General features: G+C 65.3%; 18 protein-coding genes. 9 read left to right on the forward strand and 9 right to left on the reverse strand.

The genetic code is table 11. From position 1 onward, the window contains the following. The first annotated feature begins 156 nt into the window (after positions 1-156). The 3 genes from QXZ85_RS03615 to QXZ85_RS03625 are packed head-to-tail and all read left to right on the forward strand — an operon-like array spanning position 157 to position 2,693. Positions 157-1,164 (forward strand): ABC transporter substrate-binding protein, encoded by a 1,008-nt coding sequence (locus QXZ85_RS03615; RefSeq protein WP_315700736.1) that lies wholly within the window; start codon positions 157-159, stop codon positions 1,162-1,164. Beyond that, complete coding sequence (locus QXZ85_RS03620) at positions 1,161-1,928, forward strand: ABC transporter permease (protein WP_315700737.1); 768 nt, start codon at positions 1,161-1,163, stop codon at positions 1,926-1,928. Before QXZ85_RS03615 ends, QXZ85_RS03620 begins: the two co-directional genes overlap by 4 nt. A 3-nt stretch (positions 1,929-1,931) precedes the next feature. Next, the gene (locus QXZ85_RS03625) at positions 1,932-2,693 is read left to right on the forward strand and encodes an ABC transporter ATP-binding protein (RefSeq protein WP_315700738.1); all 762 of its coding nucleotides are present in this window, start codon (positions 1,932-1,934) and stop codon (positions 2,691-2,693) included. Between the two features lie 6 nt (positions 2,694-2,699). On the opposite strand, the gene serA is transcribed toward QXZ85_RS03625, so the two are convergent. Continuing rightward, positions 2,700-3,947 (reverse strand): phosphoglycerate dehydrogenase, encoded by a 1,248-nt coding sequence (gene serA, locus QXZ85_RS03630; protein ID WP_315700739.1) that lies wholly within the window; start codon positions 3,945-3,947, stop codon positions 2,700-2,702. A gap of 275 nt (positions 3,948-4,222) precedes the next feature. On the opposite strand from serA, the gene QXZ85_RS03635 reads away from it, so the two are divergent. After that, a complete protein-coding gene (locus QXZ85_RS03635; RefSeq protein ID WP_315767346.1) occupies positions 4,223-6,883 on the forward strand; it encodes a flavin-containing monooxygenase in 2,661 nt (886 codons plus the stop codon). Here QXZ85_RS03635 and QXZ85_RS03640 read toward each other — a convergent pair. From QXZ85_RS03640 to QXZ85_RS03670, 7 genes are all read right to left on the reverse strand, one after another. Further along, on the reverse strand, positions 6,880-8,775 hold the full coding sequence (locus QXZ85_RS03640) for an FUSC family protein (protein ID WP_315700741.1): 1,896 nt from the start codon (positions 8,773-8,775) through the stop codon (positions 6,880-6,882). The two genes, QXZ85_RS03635 and QXZ85_RS03640, sit on opposite strands and share 4 nt — an antisense overlap. After that, positions 8,772-9,224: a MarR family winged helix-turn-helix transcriptional regulator gene (locus tag QXZ85_RS03645; protein WP_315700742.1), complete on the reverse strand. Its 453-nt coding sequence runs from the start codon at positions 9,222-9,224 to the stop codon at positions 8,772-8,774. Before QXZ85_RS03645 ends, QXZ85_RS03640 begins: the two co-directional genes overlap by 4 nt. Positions 9,225-9,277: 53 nt before the next feature. Further along, a complete protein-coding gene (locus QXZ85_RS03650) occupies positions 9,278-9,850 on the reverse strand; it encodes a hypothetical protein (protein ID WP_315700743.1) in 573 nt (190 codons plus the stop codon). Continuing rightward, positions 9,850-10,197 (reverse strand): DUF3147 family protein, encoded by a 348-nt coding sequence (locus QXZ85_RS03655; protein WP_315700744.1) that lies wholly within the window; start codon positions 10,195-10,197, stop codon positions 9,850-9,852. Before QXZ85_RS03655 ends, QXZ85_RS03650 begins: the two co-directional genes overlap by 1 nt. Further along, positions 10,194-10,865: a phosphatase PAP2 family protein gene (locus tag QXZ85_RS03660; protein WP_315766643.1), complete on the reverse strand. Its 672-nt coding sequence runs from the start codon at positions 10,863-10,865 to the stop codon at positions 10,194-10,196. The genes QXZ85_RS03655 and QXZ85_RS03660 overlap by 4 nt, the downstream gene beginning before the upstream one ends. A gap of 102 nt (positions 10,866-10,967) precedes the next feature. Continuing rightward, positions 10,968-11,603, reverse strand: a complete 636-nt coding sequence (locus QXZ85_RS03665; RefSeq protein WP_315767345.1) for a 2-dehydro-3-deoxy-6-phosphogalactonate aldolase — start codon at positions 11,601-11,603, stop codon at positions 10,968-10,970. A 2-nt stretch (positions 11,604-11,605) separates the two neighbouring features. Continuing rightward, entirely contained in the window at positions 11,606-12,538 is a 933-nt protein-coding gene (locus tag QXZ85_RS03670; protein ID WP_315700747.1) for a 2-dehydro-3-deoxygalactonokinase, read from the reverse strand. Positions 12,539-13,326: 788 nt separating this feature from the next. On the opposite strand from QXZ85_RS03670, the gene QXZ85_RS03675 reads away from it, so the two are divergent. The 5 genes from QXZ85_RS03675 to QXZ85_RS03695 all read left to right on the forward strand — a co-directional run bounded on the left by QXZ85_RS03675 (position 13,327) and on the right by QXZ85_RS03695 (position 17,309). Continuing rightward, positions 13,327-14,103 (forward strand): DeoR/GlpR family DNA-binding transcription regulator, encoded by a 777-nt coding sequence (locus QXZ85_RS03675; RefSeq protein WP_315700748.1) that lies wholly within the window; start codon positions 13,327-13,329, stop codon positions 14,101-14,103. Between the two features lie 109 nt (positions 14,104-14,212). Beyond that, entirely contained in the window at positions 14,213-15,352 is a 1,140-nt protein-coding gene (locus tag QXZ85_RS03680) for an MFS transporter (RefSeq protein ID WP_315700749.1), read from the forward strand. 12 nt (positions 15,353-15,364) lie between these two features. Continuing rightward, positions 15,365-15,748, forward strand: coding sequence for a VOC family protein (locus QXZ85_RS03685; RefSeq protein ID WP_315700750.1), 384 nt, complete (start codon positions 15,365-15,367; stop codon positions 15,746-15,748). A gap of 147 nt (positions 15,749-15,895) precedes the next feature. Further along, positions 15,896-16,351, forward strand: a complete 456-nt coding sequence (locus QXZ85_RS03690; RefSeq protein ID WP_315700751.1) for a hypothetical protein — start codon at positions 15,896-15,898, stop codon at positions 16,349-16,351. Between the two features lies 1 nt (position 16,352). Further along, a complete protein-coding gene (locus QXZ85_RS03695) occupies positions 16,353-17,309 on the forward strand; it encodes a UDP-glucuronic acid decarboxylase family protein (RefSeq protein ID WP_315744746.1) in 957 nt (318 codons plus the stop codon). A gap of 23 nt (positions 17,310-17,332) precedes the next feature. Here QXZ85_RS03695 and gspM read toward each other — a convergent pair whose 3' ends face one another. After that, positions 17,333-17,905 (reverse strand): type II secretion system protein GspM, encoded by a 573-nt coding sequence (gspM, locus tag QXZ85_RS03700; protein ID WP_315700753.1) that lies wholly within the window; start codon positions 17,903-17,905, stop codon positions 17,333-17,335. Position 17,906: the final 1 nt, after the last annotated feature.

The raw sequence follows: 17,906 nt of genomic DNA on the forward strand, positions 1-17,906 counted from the left end.
CGGCCAGGCGGCTTCCTGAGCTGTTTCGCCCATAATACAGCTGGCATGACGATTGCTCCATGAGCACCGCCACGGCATGTGCCGGACAATACGCCAGCGTCCCGTTTCGCGCGGCTCATGCTATATTGACATGGATATAACTTGCGGAGTTCTGCCATGAGTCATTCCGCGCTCCCTCTCCTCTCCCGTCGCAGCCTCGTTGCCGGTGCGGCGCTGGCCGCCCTGCCGCTTGGACGCAGCCTCGCCAAGGTGGTGCCCGGCCTTGAGATCCTGGGGGCGCCGACGGGCGCCACCATTACGCTGGTGCGGGCGCTCGCCTCCGGCGCATTGTCATCGGCGGCACCTGAAGCAACGTTCCGACTCTGGCGGGACACCGACGATCTGCGCGCCGCTGTCGTCAGCGGCCATACCAAACTGTTCTCCACGCCGACCCATGTACCCGCCAACCTCGCCAATCGCGGCATGCCGTTGAAGCTGTTGTGCCTGCTCGGCATGGGGCACCTCACGGTGGTCGCCGAAGACGAGAGGATCAAGAGCTTCGCCGATCTCGCCGGGCAGCCGGTGCTCGGCTTTTTCCGGAACGACATGCCGGATCTGGTCTTCCGCGCCTGTGCCAAGATGGAGGGCCTCGACCCGGACGAGGACCTCAAATTGTCTTATGTGCAGACCGGGATGGAGGCGGCACAAATGCTGGCGGCGGGGCGCGCCACGGCCGCGATCCTGTCGGAGCCGCCAGCCACCGCCGCGATCATGATGGCCGCTCAACAGGGCCGCACGCTTCATCGCGCCATCAGCCTGCAACAGGTCTGGACCAAGCACGGCGCCAAGAATGGCGCTACGACTGGCATTCCCATGGTCGGTGTCGCCGTGCATGCCAGCCTGCTCGACGATTCGCCGGAGCTGATCAATGCGCTGCGCAAGAGCCTGCCGCAGGCGAAGGATTGGGTCCTGGCGAACCGCAGCGAGGCCGCAGCCCTGGCCGAGGCCAAGATGCAGATGCGCCCGATGATCTTCGAGAAGGCGCTGGAGCATTTCAACATGAGCATCGTTCCGGCGGAAGCCGCACGTACCGAACTCACCCGGTTCTACCAAGCCATCCTCGATCTTGCGCCCGACGCGCTGGCAGGCAAGCTGCCGGGCGACGATTTTTATCTGGCACCGTGACCATTCCGGGACGCATCCTGTGGGGAACGGCCGGGCTCGCGACCGTGTGGGTGGCGTGGGAGTTCGGGTCCCGTGCATTCGGTCCGCTGGTGCTGCCTCGACCTTCGGATGCAGCATGGAAGCTGCTGACTCTGACCGAAAGCGGAGAGGTTAGCGCGGCCTTGAAGCTCACGGCCGTGCAGTCGCTGACCGGTTGGAGCTGCGGCTGCGTTCTCGGCACGGGTCTCGCCGCTATCGCGGCAGCATCGCGACGTCTCCGCTTTGCACTGAGGCCGGTTACGACAGCCTTTCTCGGCGTTCCACCGGTCGCCTGGCTCGTGCTCGCCTTTCTCTGGTTCGGGGCGTCGGGCTTCATGCCGGCCTTCACGGTCGCGATCACGATTTTCCCGGTTCTCTTCCTCTCGGCCTTGCAAGGGCTCGATGCGCGCGATCCGGGCCTTGCCGAAATGGCCCGGCTCTATCACGCATCGCGCCGGCAGACATGGATCGACATCGACTTGCCGCAACTGCTCGACCATCTTGTGCCAGCAGCTGCAACCGCGCTCGGCTTCGCCTGGAAGGTCTGCATCATGTCGGAGGTGATGGGGAGCGGGACGGGGATTGGTGGCCGGCTGGCGACCGCCCGCGCCCATCTCGACCTGGCGGAAACGATGGCCTGGATCATTCTCGTGATGCTGCTGGTGCTGGCCTGCGATTTCGCATTGGTTGCTCCGCTCCGTCTGTGGGCGGCGACACGGCGTGCGCCCAGCTTCGAGGCAGGCTGACGCATGCTCCGGATCGAGAACCTCGCCATGCACTTTGCCGACGTGGCCGTGATCCACAGCCTGACGCTTACGGTGCGATCCGGCGAATTCGTTGCCGTACTTGGCCCGTCCGGTTGCGGCAAAACCACGCTGCTGCGGCTTGCAGCCGGCGTGCTCCATCCAAGCGCCGGGACCGTCGGCAACAGCTTCCGGCGCAGCGCGTTCGTGTTCCAAGATGCGCGTCTTGCGGGGTGGATGACCGCGCTCGAGAATGCGGGCTTCGGCCTGAAAGCCGCTGGAATGGCGAGGAGCGCGCGCGAAACCGCCGCGACTCGCATCCTGCTTCGACTGGGGCTGGAGACTGCCGACCTCGCCAAGCGACCGCACGCATTATCCGGCGGCATGCGTCAACGCGTTGGCCTCGCGCGTGCGCTTGCCGTGGCGCCGGATCTGTTATTGTTGGACGAGCCGTTCTCGGCGCTCGATGTTGGCCTGCGGCGAGATATGCAGCGGCTGATCCGAAACGAGGTCGACACGGCCGGCATCGCTGCCCTGCTGGTTACTCACGACGTCGCCGAGGCCGTACGTCTCGCCGATCGCATCGTTGTGCTGTCGCCTCGCCCCGGACGGATCGTCGCAGAACTGCTCAACCATCCCTGCGACGACGAGGCGTTGATGTTCGAATCCGCGGCGAAGCTGTTGCGCACGCCAGGCGTCGAACAAGCCCTGCTCCGGACTGGGCCGCCGCGACGCCAGAGATCCCTTACATATGCCGCCGAAGGATAGGACGGCTTACGGCCGGTCGTGATCGTACAACACACGCACCCGGATCGTGCCGTCGACCGCCCGCAGCTCGGCGAGCAGTGCCTCGCCCTCCCCGCCGACCACGTCGGTTTCCAGCACGACATAGCCGACTTCCGGATCGGTCTGCAGATATTGCGCCAGGATATTGATGTTGTGGCGAGACACGGCTTCGTTGATCTGGCGGAGCACGCCCGGAACGTTGCGATGGACGTGGATGAAACGCGTGCCCGTCGGGCGCGCCGGCAGCTGCACCTGCGGAAAATTCACCGCACCAAAGGTCGAGCCGACGTCGGAATAGTCGATCAGCTTGCGCGCGACCTCGCCGCCGATCCGGTCCTGCGCTTCCTCGGTGGAACCACCGATGTGAGGCGTGAGGATCACGTTGGGCAGACCCTGCAGCGGCGAGACGAATGGATCGGCGTTCGAGGCCGGCTCAACCGGGAAGACGTCGACCGCGGCACCGGCGAGCTTGCCTTCGCGCAGCGCGCTTGCAAGCGCCTCGATATCCACCACCGTACCGCGCGAATTGTTGATCAGATAGGCGCCATCCTTCATGTGCCTGATCTGCCGCTCGCCGATCATGTTCGCGGTGGCCGGCGTCTCCGGCACATGCAGCGTGACCACATCGCTCATGGCCAACAGCTCGTCGAGGCTCTCGACCGGCTCGGTGTTGCCATGACGAAGCTTGTCGGTGAGATCGTGAAAGATCACGCGCATGCCCATCGCCTCGGCGAGGTTCGATAGTTGCGAACCGATATTGCCGTAGCCGACGATGCCGAGCGTCTTGCCGCGGACCTCACGGCTGCCCGCCGCCGACTTGTCCCAGCCGCCAGCATGCGCCGAGACTGAACGCGGGAAGATGCGGCGGAACAGCATCACGACTTCGGCGATGGTGAGTTCCGCGACGCTGCGCGTGTTCGAATACGGCGCATTGAACACGGGAATGCCGAGCCGCTTCGCCGCGTCGAGATCGACCTGGTTGGTCCCGACGGAAAAGCAGCCGACCACCATCAGGCGATCGGCAGCCTCCAGCACTTCGGCGGTCAGATGGGTCCGCGAGCGAATGCCGAGCATGTGCACGCCGGACAGCATCCGCTTCAGTTCGGCCGCGCCGAGCGCCTTGGGCAGCCGGTCCACCTCGGTATAGCCGTTGGCCTCGAACATGCGAACGGCGGAGTCGTTCACGCCCTCCAGGAGCAGGACACGAATTTTTTGTTTCGGCAGCGATAGCGGCATGGGCGTACCTGAATCAGTCTTCGGTTTGCGACAGTGTAGCGGTTCTGACACCCGCCAAGCGTTAAACTTCACGGACGGCGCTGCCGCAAGGCGCTTTCTGTCGCTTTCTCAAGCCGTTGTCTACAGCGCGCCGGATTTTCACCGGCAATGCAAGATCAGCACCGTCCTGATGTGACCGCAGCGCAGCAATCATAGATTGCTTTCTGGCATGATGACAAATCTCGCGCGCAGAACTAGCCTCCTGTCTCAACCATAAAATCATCGGGAGGAATCGCATGTCAGACGCAACGGTCACGGCAAGTGCTCCACAATCGGGCTCCAGCGAGACGCAACAGGTCGATGTTGCGGTGGTCGGCGCGGGATTCGCCGGCCTCTATGCGCTGTACCGCCTGCGCAAGGCCGGTTTTTCGGTTCTGGCGCTGGACACTGCCGATGACGTCGGGGGCACTTGGTATTGGAACCGCTATCCCGGCGCGCGCTGCGACATCCAGACGGTCGACTACAGCTACACTTTCGACCCAGAGCTCGACAGCGCTTGGCATTGGTCGGAGAAATACGCCACCCAGCCTGAGATCCTGCGTTATCTCGGCTTCGTCGCCGACCGCTACGATCTGAGGCGCGATATCCGTTTCGGCACCAAGGTCATCGCGGCAAATTGGGACGAAACCAGCGAGCGCTGGCTGCTGACCACCGACAAGGGACCTGCCGTATCCTGCCGCCATTACATCATGGCGACCGGCTGCCTGTCGCAGCCGAAGCCGCCGGAGATCGATGGCGTCCAGGACTTCAAGGGCGAGATCCACTTCACCAGCCGCTGGCCGAAAGACGAGGTGACATTCGCCGGCAAGCGCGTTGCCGTCATCGGCACGGGATCGTCCGGGATCCAGTCGATACCCGTGATCGCCGAGCAGGCCGCGCAGCTGATCGTATTTCAGCGCACACCGAACTTCGCGCTTCCAGCACATAACGGCCCGGTGCCGCAGGATCGCGCCGCCCAATTGGCGCAGGATCGCGCCACCTTCCGCGAACAGGCGCGGTGGTCGCTCGCCGGCGTGCCGTTGCCGCCCGCGACCGAATATAGCTGGCAGATGAACGAGGCCGAACGCCGCGCGCGGTTCGAGACGCTGTGGGCGGCAGGCGATCTCGTCGGCATGCTGACTCAGCTCTGGGCGGATCAGGGCGTCGACCCCGACGGCAATGCACTGCTCGCCGATCTGATCCGCGAGAAGATCCACGAGATCGTCAAGAATCCCGACACCGCGGCGGCATTGACCCCACACGATCATCCGTTCGGCGCCAAGCGGCCCTGCCTCGACACCAACTACTACGCCACGTTCAACCGGCCGAATGTCACCTTGGTCAACCTGCGCCAGGAGCCGATCACGGCGATCACCGCGAACGGCATCAAGACGGAGAAGCGCAGCTTCGATATCGACATCATCGTGTTCGCAACCGGCTTCGATGCGATGACCGGCGCGATCAGGGCGGTGCATCCGATCATGGGACGCGGCGGCAAATCGTTGTCCGACCTCTGGGCCCACGGTCCCGAGACTTATCTCGGCCTGACCGTTACCGGCTTCCCCAATCTGTTCCTGATCACCGGGCCGGGCAGCCCGTCGGTGCTCTCCAATATGGCGGTCTCGATCGAGCAGCATGTCGACTGGGTGGTCGATCGGCTGATCGCGATGCGCGAGTCCGGCTTCACTGCCATGGAAGCGACCGAGACCGCGCAGGCCGGTTGGGCGCGACACATGGCCGACTGCGCGATGCTGACGCTGCATCGCCTGGCCAACACCTGGTATACGGGCGCCAACGTGCCGGGCAAACCGCAGGGCGTGATGCCTTATACAGGCGGCGTCGGTCCCTACCGCAGCATCTGCAACGAAATTGTCAGCCGCGGCATGCTCGGCTTCAAGCTGAGCGGACCGAACGGCGCCACGCAATGTAACGACGGCGAAATCGTGCGGCTGCAGCCGGACGTGCGGCTGGTGTTGAACATGCTCGCCGAGATGAACCTGCCGCCGATCGAATCCATGGGCGCGCAAGGCGCGCGCGAGTTCGTCGCGCAGTTCAATACAACGCGGCCGCCGGGCCGGCCGGTCGGTGAAGTCAAGGACGGCACCTTGCAAGGCGCCGATGGTCCCCTGCGCTATCGGCTGTATCGCCCGGCAACACCGGGACCACATCCGATCGTGGTCTATTTCCATGGCGGCGGCTGGGTGCTTGGTGACGAGCAATCCGATGATCCGTTCTGCCGCGACATGTGCCGCCGCTCCAACATGATCTTCGTCAGCGTGGACTACCGCCACGCGCCGGAGCACCGTTTCCCGGCCGCAGCGGAAGACGGCTACGCGGCGACGCGCTGGGTCGCCGACCATGCGGCCGAACTCGGCGGCCGCAACGGCCCGGTGCTGGTCGCGGGCTGGAGCGCGGGCGGCAACATCGCTGCCGCCACCTGCCAGCTCGCGCGCGACCGTGGCGGACCTGCTATCGGCGGGCAGCTGCTTATTTGTCCGGTCACCGACTGCAGCTTCGATCGCCCCTCTTATACCGAGAACGCGACCGGCTACTTCCTGACCCGCTCGCTGATGTACTGGTTCTGGGACATCTATTGCTCGCCGGCCGACCGCACCGATCCGCGCGTCTCGCCCCTGCGCGGCAAGCTCGCCGACCTGCCGCCGGCCTATATCGTCACCTGCGAGTTCGATCCGTTGCGCGACGAAGGCATTGCTTATGCCGAGGCTTTGGCGGCCGCCGGCGTTCCGGTCGGCCAGCTGAAGGCGCATGGTCACTTCCATTCGTCGTTCACGATGGTCGACGTCATCATCACCGGCGTCAGCGGGCGCATGCAGATGGCCGAGGCTCTGCAGGTGTTCGCGCGATCGCATGATGAAGCCGTCAGCGCGCCGCCGGAGATCCATGCCGCGGCCAGCTAATCAGTGGCAGCCCGCAGCTTGCGAAAAGCTGCGGGCCGCTCGATGAGCTTGCCGGCGGCTTGCGCCAGAACCTGCGCGGTGCCGGAGGTCTCCACGGATAACCCTCGCGCCGCCGCGAGTAAGGCCCGCGCCGCGCGTGCGGGGTCCGCGCCCACCCGGTGCAGGCGCTTCAACGTTGCAGTCAGTCGCCGCTGGAGCCCCTGCGAGGAGGCGACGATCGCAAAGTCGGCAAGATGCTCGATTGCCTCTGCGACGCAGAGCAGCGCCAGCGCATCCTCGGCCAGCCGCGACGCCGGCAATGAGGCGCGCTCGCCCCAATAAGTCGCCAGCAGAATGCGATGATGCAGCAGCGCGCGCCATCTCCGTCGCCGTGTCGACCGAAGCGCGCTTGCCGCAAGGTGCTCCAGATCGTCGATCATGGCGGTGCGGACGGCCTCGTAGCGCCCGCGGCTGTCGATAGGATAAATCAGCTGGAACGCGACCAGGCCAACAGCAGGACCGATGATGACGGCAAGGCTTGCCATCAACGAATGTTCGAGCGTCATCGTCTGCGGCCAGGCCGGCTGCAACATCAAGAGCAGCACCATATTGTAGTCGAACGCCATGCGCTGCGTCAGCCGGTGCGCAAACAAGGGCGCGCCGAGCAGAATGAAGGGCATCATGGCGACGACCAGCTCGAGCGGGCCGTTCGCGAGCGGCCAGACCAGCCAGCGGCAGATCAGGGCGAACGCAGTACCGAGCAATTGTCCGACCAGGACATGGCGCAGCATCGATGCCGGGTTCTCGAAGGTCGAGAAGATCGACAGCATGATCGCGGTGCCCAGCATCATGAAGCCGCCCATGTCCCAGCCGGTCGCAAGCCAGATGGCGCCGGTCGCAAGCAGTCCGATCATGGCCCGCAGCATGGCGCGACGCGCCAGCAGCCAATCGCGATGCAGATCGAGTTCGGCGGCGGAATCGCCTTCGAGGTCACCAAGGTCGCAGGTTGCGGCCGCCAGTTCGTCCAGCACCGTCGTGAGATCATCCCTCGGATCTGCCGCGCCGATGGCCTGACGCAGCAATTCAAGCGCCCGCTCCGGATCCGATGTCGCGCACCGTTCGGCTCCCTCGAGGATTTGGTCGGATAGCATAATCGCTGGGGCCACATCCGATCGCAGCCACAGCACAGCCGCCACCTGCGCGGCCAGCAGCGCCCGAATCTTCTTGACCAGCCGGCGCCCCTGGCGCGAGCCGGCACTGTGCAGATCGAGCGTGCCTTCCAGGGCGGCAATGTCCGAGAGGATCGACCGCTGCTCGTTCTCCGAAACCGGAGCCCCATGCAGTCGCGCGACGAGATCGCCAACAATACGGGCGCTCAGACTGCGCGCCTTTTCGATCACCGTGACGTCGTCGCCGGCAGCTGCGAACAGCAGGCCTACGATCAAGGCCGCCACGATACCGACCGCGACCGTGAGCACCCGGTCGATCCCCAATGCCAGCACATGTTCGGGATGGGCGGCATCGAGCAGCGCCACCATCGCAGCGGAATAACCGGACAGCATCGCGGCGTAGGACGCGTAGCCGCGAACCAGATTGCCGATGAAGGCGCAGAGGCCGATCCACGCGGCGATGCCGATCACGAGCACCCAGGGCTCTCCACGCGACATCAGCACCAGGCCCATGCCGAACAGCGCGCCGACGATGGTGCCGGCGAACCGTGCAGCGCTTTTTTCCAGGAGGTGGCCACGCAGCGGCTGCGACGCCGCCCACACCGTCATCGCAGACCACTGCGGATGTTCGAGCCCGAGTAGCCAGGCCAGCAGAAGCCCGAGCGAGGCAGCAATCGCCGTGCGCAAGGCGAAGGCGAGCTTCGGCGGCTCGAAGCCGAGGCGCGCGAGCGCTTGGATCGTCATGGCTTGTCTTCCTTTGCCAGCCGGTGCTCGATCTGCGCGAAGACCTCGAGCGTCGCCTGCAGGTGCTCGTCGTCGACATCCTTCAGCATCGCGACCTCCGCCTGGTGCAGGATGCGATAGACCGACGTCAGCGCGCGCCGCCCCTTTGCGGTGAGAAAGATGAGCCGCGCGCGACGGTCGGTCGGCGACACCCGCCGCTCGACCAGCCCCTGCTCGCCGAGAATGTCGAGCAGCCGCACCAAGGTCGACCCGTCGATGCCGCAGCGGACGGCGAGCTCGTTCTGGGTGATGCCATCGCCGGCCCGATCCAAATGCACCAGCGGCGGCCAGGCGGCATCCGACAGGCCGAGCGCGGCCATTCGCGCGTCGAGCGCGCGCCGCCAACGGCGGCCGAGGCCGACCAGGGCAAAACCGAAGCGCAGACGCGCATTTGAAGCGGAGCCTTGCATTGGGTAATTACTTGAAGCAAAATCGTTTGAATTCAATCTATTTTCTCACAAAATCACGCAACGCTGCCCTGCTTCCCACGCCGCCCTGAACGCGTCTCTGCCCGCAGCCATCGACCTCGCCGCGACGCTCCGGCATGCGACAGCGACTTACCGGACGGACGGATCCGTTCGGGGCTCGCGGTCTCCGTCGCGCGTCGGCGAAGTGCTGCCCGCCACTGTTGGCGGCCCCACCAGACACCGACCGAAACCCCGAGCCATGCAGCGGAGGCTGCAATGAAGGCGGCGGGAATGCTGTGACGGACCAGCAGCAGAAAACAAGCTGCAAAGGCCAGCAGGCCAAGACTGCCAACCGTGGCGCCGACCGAATCCAGGGCCGCAGCCTCTTGCCCGCGCCTGGTCCCACCGAGGCCGGCCTCGCGCTTGCGCCGTTTCTCGTCCCCCTCGATCAGCGTGGCGCTGGCGCAGAAGATCGCGGGCAGAGCCAAGAACAGGCCGCCGAGCGCGGGACCGAACCCGCGCGCAATCAATCCGGCCACCACGGTCACGGCGCCGCCGAGGGCAAAGCGCACGACGTGTTCGTACCAGCGGCCCTCCTTCAGCGAGGACAGCGAGAAGCCGATCAGCATCAGGCGCCTCCCGGAAACAGCGCCTGCAGGCCGAGCGCCGCGATCAGCCAGACCGTGAGCGCAAGCAGGGTCGCGGAGAAGGCGCGCATGCGCGCCCGCATCAGGAGTTGGCAAACAACGATGCTGTAGATCGCGAGCGCGATGGCACCGAACATCATCGAGCGGCTCTGGATGGCGGCATATTCGGCGCCATGGACGGCGATCGCGATGCCAAGTGTCGCCAGCGCCACCGACGGCGCCGCGCTGAACAGGCCGGCAAAAGTCTTTGGACGCAGCACGTCGCCAAGCACGGCGAAAGCGGAGACCACGAGGCCGCCGAGGACGAAGCGAAGCAGATATTCGCTCATGAACGCCCCTCCGGCTTCTTGTCGCGAACAGGCGCCAGCGAGAGCTGCGTCGGACATCCGGTCACCAGGCGGAGAATGCGGTCGAGCGCCACGCCCATGACGAAGCCTGCGACGACGTCGCTGGCCCAATGCGCCAGGATGAGCACCCGTGTCAGCGACAGGCCAACGGCAACGCTGCGAATGAGCGCGCGCGGGCGCGAGGGCAGCAGGCCTGCCGCGGAGGCGACCGCTCCCATGTGCAAGGCGTGGCCGGAGGGGAAAGCGTCCTCGCGTTTGCCGGAATAGGAAATCCCGTTGATATGACCGAGCAGGGTCTCGCGGTCAGGGCGGGTTTGATCGATGTACCTCTTGAGGAGATGCGGCAGCACCGACGCGGCGGCCGTCAGCAGCAGCATGTGATCGGCCACGCGGCGCACCGATTTCTCCTGACCGCGTGTAGCAACCCAGCCCAGAGCAGCCAGTGCAAGCAGCACATGCTCGTCTGCGCCCCAGGAGAGAGCGCGCCCGAGCTTTTCAGGTGCGGGCCTTGCGTGATGTGCGATTGCATCGGCGATGGCGATATCGGGTTTCGTCGGCTGCACCCTCACCAGCGGCTTCGGATGAGCTTTGTCGAACATGCCGGCAAGCGGCGAATGCGTCACCTTCTCCAACGCGTCGAACACGGGCATCCTGGAGCTTCATGAAAGGGTTCCGTTCCAACGCTCCCGCGTCAAAGAAGTTTCACAAAACCGTCGCACGGGTTCCGCTGCTCCCCGCTCGGTTCGCCCTGCTCATCGCGCCATTGCGGCATCATAGGCGCGCACGGAGGCAAGCGCGGTGTCACGCACCTGCGCGGCCGTCATGCCCGGCTTGTAGAGACTTGATCCCAAGCCGAAGGCGCGAACTCCCGCCGCGGCATAATCGGAAAGATTCTTGTCCGACACACCGCCGACGGCGCCGACCACCACGCCCTTCGGAAGCACGGCGAGCTGCGCCGAGATGCCCGAAGGCCCGAGCACGGAAGCCGGAAAAAACTTCAGCGCGGACGCGCCGGAGCGCAGCGCCAGAAAGGCTTCCGTCGGCGAAAACACGCCGGGCATGGTCACCAGGCCCCGCGCGCCCGCCGTCGCCAGCACATCGGGATCGACATTGGGGCTGACCATCAAGCGGCCGCCGACATCGGCGAGGCGCGCGCAATCGGCAGCGCTGAGCACGGTGCCGGCGCCGATGAACACGTCGCCGCCGAAGCGCTTGCACAGGCGCTCGATGGACACGAAGGGATCGGGCGAGTTCAGCGGGACCTCGATCAGCTCGAAGCCGCTCTCGATCAGCACACCGACGATTGCCTCCGCTTCCTCCGGCTTGATGCCGCGTAGGATCGCGACCAGCGAACGTTTCACCTTGGGCCAGGATATCGACTGCGTCATGTTCAGAACTGAGCTCCCCAAATCTGCAAAGCGGCCTTGGCAAGGCCTTGCCGCGAGGCCTGCTCGGCATCGACGACGGTGACGGCAAAGCCGGCCTGCGCCAGCGCCTGCTGATAGAGCAGACCGAGCGCGCCGGCGCCAATCAGACGCACGGCCCGCTCGCCGCGGAAACGTCGGGACGCATCGGCGAGTTCCGTGCCGATCAGGAGACCGGACAGGGTCGCAGCCCCGTCGGCGCGCTGCGCGAAGCCGAGCAGCTGCGCGGCCCGCAGCCGAAACAGCGACGTGGTCAATCCGCTCGGAGAGACTTGCGCGGCGGCAAGCGCGTCGCGAAACGCCGTGCTCTCCGCTGCTGGCGCAGCCGACGGCTCCACCGCATGGGCGAGGATGCTGTGCTGTGAGATCACCGCAAACAGCTCTCCCGTCATGTAGGTCGTGAATTCGCTCACGCGGCCGGCTTCGATCGCGATCCACTTGCTGTGCGTGCCGGGAATGCAGACCAGCCCGGTGAAATCGGGCTCGGTGACGCCGAGCAGCTGCGTTTCCTCGCCACGCATGACATCCGGCTGATCAGCTCGCGCCTGGGCGAGCCCAGGCAGGATGCGGATGTCACCACCAGCCTCGAGATGAACCGCTCCTTCATGCAGGCTGTCGAGCCGGGTCGGCGTCCGCACATACGGCGCCTCGACCCAGCCCTGCTTGGCGCCGGCCATGCCGCAAATCAACACCGGCAGATCGTCGGGCGCGCCGAGCTTGGCGCGATGATCGCGCAGCACCGGCGCGAAACCGGTCGCCGCACAATGCAACATGCCTTCGGGCCCGCGGCTTTCGGCAAGCACGTCTCCTGCTGCCGATATCAGCCAGCCGCGAAAGCTCGACGTGCCCCAATCGACAGCAACAAAGGCGGGCTTGGCGTCCACTGACTTTGCGCTCACTCACTTCTCCTCACGCGCGCCTGCACCGGTAAATCCATCTCGCATCCAGCCCCATTTCGACAAAAGGTCAAGCGACCGAACGCCGACGATCCGCAGCATCGGTCACGCCAGTTCCGCCCGGACCGGGACGAGCAAGGCGCGCCTCCTCGCCTTCGCGGCGCGTTCGCGCCCGAATTATGGATCGTGAGCCGCCTCCGAAAGCAAAGAGGCGCAGGGAATGCCGGGCGCTGGCCGCAACCCATGGCCCGCCTGCGAAAAAAATGCAGGCGGCAGGTACCACAGGTCCAGCCGAACGATCCGGCATTCCCTGCGCGATGGGTTTAACGGTTGCTCCGCGCTCTCCCTGGTGCACCGGGCTTGTTGGCCACCATATCCGCGCATGATGCAGACGCATCAGCGCGAGGACACCAGCGTCGGGGTGTCAGGACCACGCGGCTTGGCCGTCCGCAACAGCGTCAGTCGTCTTGCGCAACAGCGCCTGACACTCTCGCGGCCACCGCTCCCCGCCTCCACGTATCGCGACGATGCGCACGTCCCTCTTCATCGAGGCGGGATGCCCTAGACAACCACGATTTCTGAAAAATAGAAATCAAAATATTTTTCGCGGAGCATCTGGACTGGGGTGATCCGCCTGGAAGCTCAAGCAAATTTGGCTTTTTGACGCATCGATATTCAAGGCACGCAGGGAGATCCGGCGAAGGCCGGCAAGGACGATCCGCGCTGACCTTCGGATGTTTGCACGTTTATGCACGTTGTTATTCTTGTTTTTGCATGATAGGGTCTCGGCCATGTCAGACGAAATTCCGATGGCGCGGCGGGACCTGATCGGCGAACGCCTGGCACAGGGACAATCGGTCATTGCAGCAGCGCTGGCGGCCGAATTCGACGTCTCCGAGGACGCGATCCGGCGCGATCTGCGGGCGCTGGCGGCCGAAGGACTTTGTCGCCGCGTCTATGGCGGGGCGCTGCCGATCACGCCGGGATGGTTGCCGATGGCGGCTCGCATCGGCGCAGATCGTGAGCGCAAGCAAGCGCTGGCGCGTGCTGCGGCTACGGCGATCAGGACCGGCGAATTCATTTTTCTCGACAGCGGCAGCACCAATCTGGCGCTGACCGAATTCCTGCCCGAGGATGCCGAGCTCACGATTGCGACCAATTCGATCGACATCGCAACTGCGGTGCTGCAACGCCAGGACCTGAAGCTCATCATGATCGGCGGCGCCGTCGATCCGGTGATCGGCGGCAGTGTCGATGCCGGTGCGGTTCTCACGATCGGGCAGATGAACGTCGACCGGCTGTTTCTCGGCGCCTGTGCGGTGTCAGCCAAGAGCGGGATCAGTGCGATCGACACTGCCGACGCGATATTCAAGCGCACGCTGCTCTCGGTCAGTCGAGAGACTCTCGTGCTGGCCACCACGGACAAGCTCGAGACCCGCGCACCACATCGCGTCGCCGCGATCAAGGACATCGCACACCTCGTCGTGGAGCATGACGCGCCCACCGCTCAGCTCAAGGCCCTTACGAAGGCCGGCGCCTCCATTCTCAAAGCCGGTCCACCGGCATGACGACAGCCAAACCATCATGCGGCCCGATGAACGCGGATCGCACCTGCTCGTCGCTCACCTGTCCCCACTTGCGGGACGAGCGCCCTGCGCCCTAGCCTGAGAGTTCATCATGTCGTCTTCTGTTCAGCGCGCGGCCAAGCTCGCGACACGGCTCGGGTTCTTCGTCGCCGGGTTCGGCATCGCTTGCTGGGCACCGCTGGTGCCGTTCGCCAAGCAGCGGCTCGCGGTCGATGATGCGACGCTAGGCCTGCTTCTGCTCTGCCTCGGCATCGGCGCGGTGGCCGCAATGCTGCTGACGGGCGTGCTGACGAGCCGCCTTGGCAGCAAGCCGATCATCGTCGCGGGCGGCTTTGGGCTCGCAATCATCCTGCCCCTGCTGGCATTTGCAGCCACGCCGGCAATGCTGGGAGCCGCATTATTCGCCTTCGGCGCCTCGCTGGGCTCGCTCGACGTCGCCGTGAACGTTCATGCGATCGAAGTCGAGCGTGCCGAAGGACGGCCGCTGATGTCAGGCTTTCATGCCCAGTTCAGCATCGGCGGCTTCGTCGGAGCCGGCATGATGACGCTGTTGCTGGCCATGGGGGCCGATGCGCTGATCAGCACCCTCGTCTGCTCGAGCCTCATGGGCCTAGCCATGGGGCTCACCACGCCGCGGCTCCTGCGCGCGCGGCCGTCCGAGGCCGGACCGCTCTTCGTTCTCCCACATGGCTTCGTGGTGCTGCTGGCCGCCTTGGCCGGCATCATGTTTCTGGTCGAAGGCGCCATGCTCGACTGGGGCGCGCTGCTGCTCACGGCTGCGGACCACCTGCCCAAGGCGCAAGCGGGCCTCGGCTACATGCTGTTCTCGATCGCCATGACGGCGGGCCGGCTCGGCGGCGATGCCATCGTGAGCCGCACCGGCGACCGCGCCACCCTGTTCTGGGGCAGCCTGATCGCAATCGCGGGCTTCGTCGTCCTGCTCACCATTCCCTTTGCCGCCGTCGCCATCACCGGCTTTCTGTTGATCGGCCTCGGCGCATCCAACCTCGTCCCGATCCTGTTCCGTAAGGCAGGCACGCAGGACGCCATGCCGGTCAGCCTCGCCGTCGCAGCGGTCACCACGACGGGCTATTCCGGCGTTCTGTTAGGACCCGCAGCGATCGGCTTCGTCGCCGAGTTCGTCAGCCTGCAGGCGGCATTCTGGATGCTGGCCGCGCTGCTCGGCATCGTGACGTTGTCGGCGCAGCGCGCCGGCGCGGAACAGAACTGAACGGACCTCCCTATGCATCTCGCCCATGTCGCGCTCTGGACCAGCGATCTCGACGCCGCAGCAGCGTTCTGGCAACGCTACTTCCATGCAACCGTGAGCCCGGCATATCACAGCACGCGCCGCGCCGGCTTCGTCTCGCGCTTCGCCACGCTGCCCGGTGGCGGCACGCGGATCGAACTCATGACCGGCCCGTGGCTTGCCGGTGCGAATGCGTCTGACTGCATCGGTTGGGATCACGTCGCCGTTGCGCTCGGCAGTGCGGCTGACGTCGATGCGCTCGCTGAACGTTGCGCGGTCGATGGCGTCCTCGTCTCGGCGCCACGCACGACCGGCGACGGCTTCTACGAGGCGGTGATCGCCATGCCTGACGGAAGCCGCGTCGAGGTCACGGCGTAGCAGCGCCGACATCGGCGATTTCACGCGATGACAGTTGTTTGAAATTCCTGCACACGTTGTAGGTGCCACAAATCTGCAATGGCAGGCTGCTACTGCTGTCCAACAAGGCAGCGGGACAGTGCAGCGATGATAGGCCGACGACATGGGATGCGCATCCGGCTCGCGGCGTGTCGCGCGCTTGTCTGGGCATCGGTCGCGGCGATCACGTCGCTATCAGCAACGTCGTCGTGCGTGCAGGCGGCCGAATTCTCCATCGTCAACGCATCGCCCGTCCATCTGCAGCACCTCTATGTCTCGCCCTGTCATGTGCGGCAGTGGGGCCCCGACCAGCTCGCCGAGCCGCTTGCGCCGTCCCGGCTTGCAACGGTCTCGAACCTGCCCGCCGGCTGTTACGACATCCAGTTCGTTGTCGCGCCCTGGAACAATTGCGTCATCGCCGGCGCGAACCTGCGCCGACGGACGCTCTGGAAGGTGACGCAGTGGACCGTGTTTGGCTCCCAGAGCGGCGATTGCTCGCATATCGCGGGTTTCGTTCCGACCACGCCGCGGCCGTGGGCCTGGCCGACGGATTCCGCCGCCGTTCCGATCATAAGGAAGGACTGACGTGGCCCGGGTGCTGGTGACCGGCGGCGCCGGATTTCTCGGCTCGCATCTGTGCGAACGCCTGCTCGATCGCGGCGACGACGTGCTCTGCGTCGACAACTACTTCACCGGCCGCCGGGCCAACATCGCGCATCTGATCGGCAATCCGTATTTCGAGGTGATGCGTCACGACGTGACGTTCCCGCTCTATGTCGAGGTCGACCAGATCTATAATCTCGCCTGCCCGGCCTCGCCGGTCCACTATCAGTTCGATCCGGTGCAGACGACCAAGACCAGCGTCCATGGCGCGATCAACATGCTCGGCCTCGCCAAGCGCGTAAAGGCAAAGATCCTGCAGGCCTCGACCTCCGAGGTCTATGGCGACCCGGAAATCCACCCGCAGCCCGAAAGCTATTGGGGCCGCGTCAATCCGATCGGGATCCGCTCCTGTTACGACGAAGGCAAACGCTGCGCCGAGACCTTGTTTTTCGATTACTGGCGCCAGCACGGCTTGCGCATCAAGGTCGTCAGGATCTTCAACACCTACGGGCCGCGAATGCATCCGAACGATGGTCGGGTGGTGTCGAATTTCATCGTGCAGGCCCTGCGCGGCGAGGACATCACCATCTATGGCGACGGCAACCAGACGCGCAGCTTCTGCTACGTCGACGACCTGATCGAGGGCATGATCCAGACCATGGACACGCCGGACGACTTCACCGGCCCGATCAATATCGGCAATCCCAACGAGTTCACCATCCGCGAGCTGGCCGAGCGCGTGATCGCGCTGACGGGATCGCGCAGCTCGCTGATCTTCAAGCCGCTGCCTGCAGACGATCCGCGCCAGCGCCAGCCCGACATTTCGCTGGCCCGCACCGTGCTCGACTGGATGCCACGCGTCCAGCTCGACGAGGGCCTGCAGAAGACCATCGCCTATTTCCGGCGCCTGGTGAACACGGCGGCCGAAGCGGCAGAGTAAGTGCGGCGGTTGCGGCGCGCCGCTCAAGCGCTCGGGCGGCGCCAGAACGCATGCACTGTCAGCGTGACCTTCAACACCGGATCGGCCGCGTTGCGCTCGGTCGAGCCACCGAGCTGCATCAGAAGCGAATCCACGAACACATAGGGCATTCCGCTCTCCAGCCGGTACAGCAGCTCCTGCAGCGCAGGGATCGTCGCCGTCAGTGCGAGCTGGAGCTTGATCGCATCGCTCTTGTCGTCGCGCTCGGCGGCCTGAATCCCCGATGAAACCAGGACCGCCTTCTGATCCGCGATCAGCTGCGACAGATAGGCCTGGAATTGCGCCGCTGCGAGCCCGCCGGTCGGCGCGTCGAGAAAGGCGAGCGCAGGCGCCGCCATGGCTTGCGACTTGCGCTGCTTGACCGTCGCGCCGACGCGCGACTGCAGGCTCGCGAGCTGATCGCGGCGCTCGCCAAGGCTTTGCGCCGCTTCGATCCAGGTCTGCAGCGCGTTGGCAGTGGTGAGCATGCAGATCAGCAGCAGCGCGCCGAAGGCGCCGGCCGCAAGCAGCTGCTCGCGGTTGAGGTCAAGCTTCAGCTTGAGGTTCAGCTTCGGCATG

The organism is Bradyrhizobium sp. SZCCHNGR1005 (genome assembly GCF_032489995.1).
Classification (GTDB): domain Bacteria; phylum Pseudomonadota; class Alphaproteobacteria; order Rhizobiales; family Xanthobacteraceae; genus Bradyrhizobium.

What these genes read in the sequence shown, in the direction of transcription:
- QXZ85_RS03615 (WP_315700736.1), top strand. Translation starts at nt 157, where the DNA reads ATGAGTCATTCCGCGCTCCCTCTCCTCTCCCGTCGCAGCCTCGTTGCC.
- QXZ85_RS03625 (WP_315700738.1), top strand. Translation starts at nt 1,932, where the DNA reads ATGCTCCGGATCGAGAACCTCGCCATGCACTTTGCCGACGTGGCCGTG.
- serA (WP_315700739.1), bottom strand. Translation starts at nt 3,947, where the DNA reads ATGCCGCTATCGCTGCCGAAACAAAAAATTCGTGTCCTGCTCCTGGAG.
- QXZ85_RS03635 (WP_315767346.1), top strand. Translation starts at nt 4,223, where the DNA reads ATGTCAGACGCAACGGTCACGGCAAGTGCTCCACAATCGGGCTCCAGC.
- QXZ85_RS03640 (WP_315700741.1), bottom strand. Translation starts at nt 8,775, where the DNA reads ATGACGATCCAAGCGCTCGCGCGCCTCGGCTTCGAGCCGCCGAAGCTC.
- QXZ85_RS03645 (WP_315700742.1), bottom strand. Translation starts at nt 9,224, where the DNA reads ATGCAAGGCTCCGCTTCAAATGCGCGTCTGCGCTTCGGTTTTGCCCTG.
- QXZ85_RS03650 (WP_315700743.1), bottom strand. Translation starts at nt 9,850, where the DNA reads ATGCTGATCGGCTTCTCGCTGTCCTCGCTGAAGGAGGGCCGCTGGTAC.
- QXZ85_RS03655 (WP_315700744.1), bottom strand. Translation starts at nt 10,197, where the DNA reads ATGAGCGAATATCTGCTTCGCTTCGTCCTCGGCGGCCTCGTGGTCTCC.
- QXZ85_RS03660 (WP_315766643.1), bottom strand. Translation starts at nt 10,865, where the DNA reads ATGCCCGTGTTCGACGCGTTGGAGAAGGTGACGCATTCGCCGCTTGCC.
- QXZ85_RS03665 (WP_315767345.1), bottom strand. Translation starts at nt 11,603, where the DNA reads ATGACGCAGTCGATATCCTGGCCCAAGGTGAAACGTTCGCTGGTCGCG.
- QXZ85_RS03675 (WP_315700748.1), top strand. Translation starts at nt 13,327, where the DNA reads ATGTCAGACGAAATTCCGATGGCGCGGCGGGACCTGATCGGCGAACGC.
- QXZ85_RS03680 (WP_315700749.1), top strand. Translation starts at nt 14,213, where the DNA reads ATGTCGTCTTCTGTTCAGCGCGCGGCCAAGCTCGCGACACGGCTCGGG.
- QXZ85_RS03685 (WP_315700750.1), top strand. Translation starts at nt 15,365, where the DNA reads ATGCATCTCGCCCATGTCGCGCTCTGGACCAGCGATCTCGACGCCGCA.
- QXZ85_RS03690 (WP_315700751.1), top strand. Translation starts at nt 15,896, where the DNA reads ATGCGCATCCGGCTCGCGGCGTGTCGCGCGCTTGTCTGGGCATCGGTC.
- gspM (WP_315700753.1), bottom strand. Translation starts at nt 17,905, where the DNA reads ATGCCGAAGCTGAACCTCAAGCTGAAGCTTGACCTCAACCGCGAGCAG.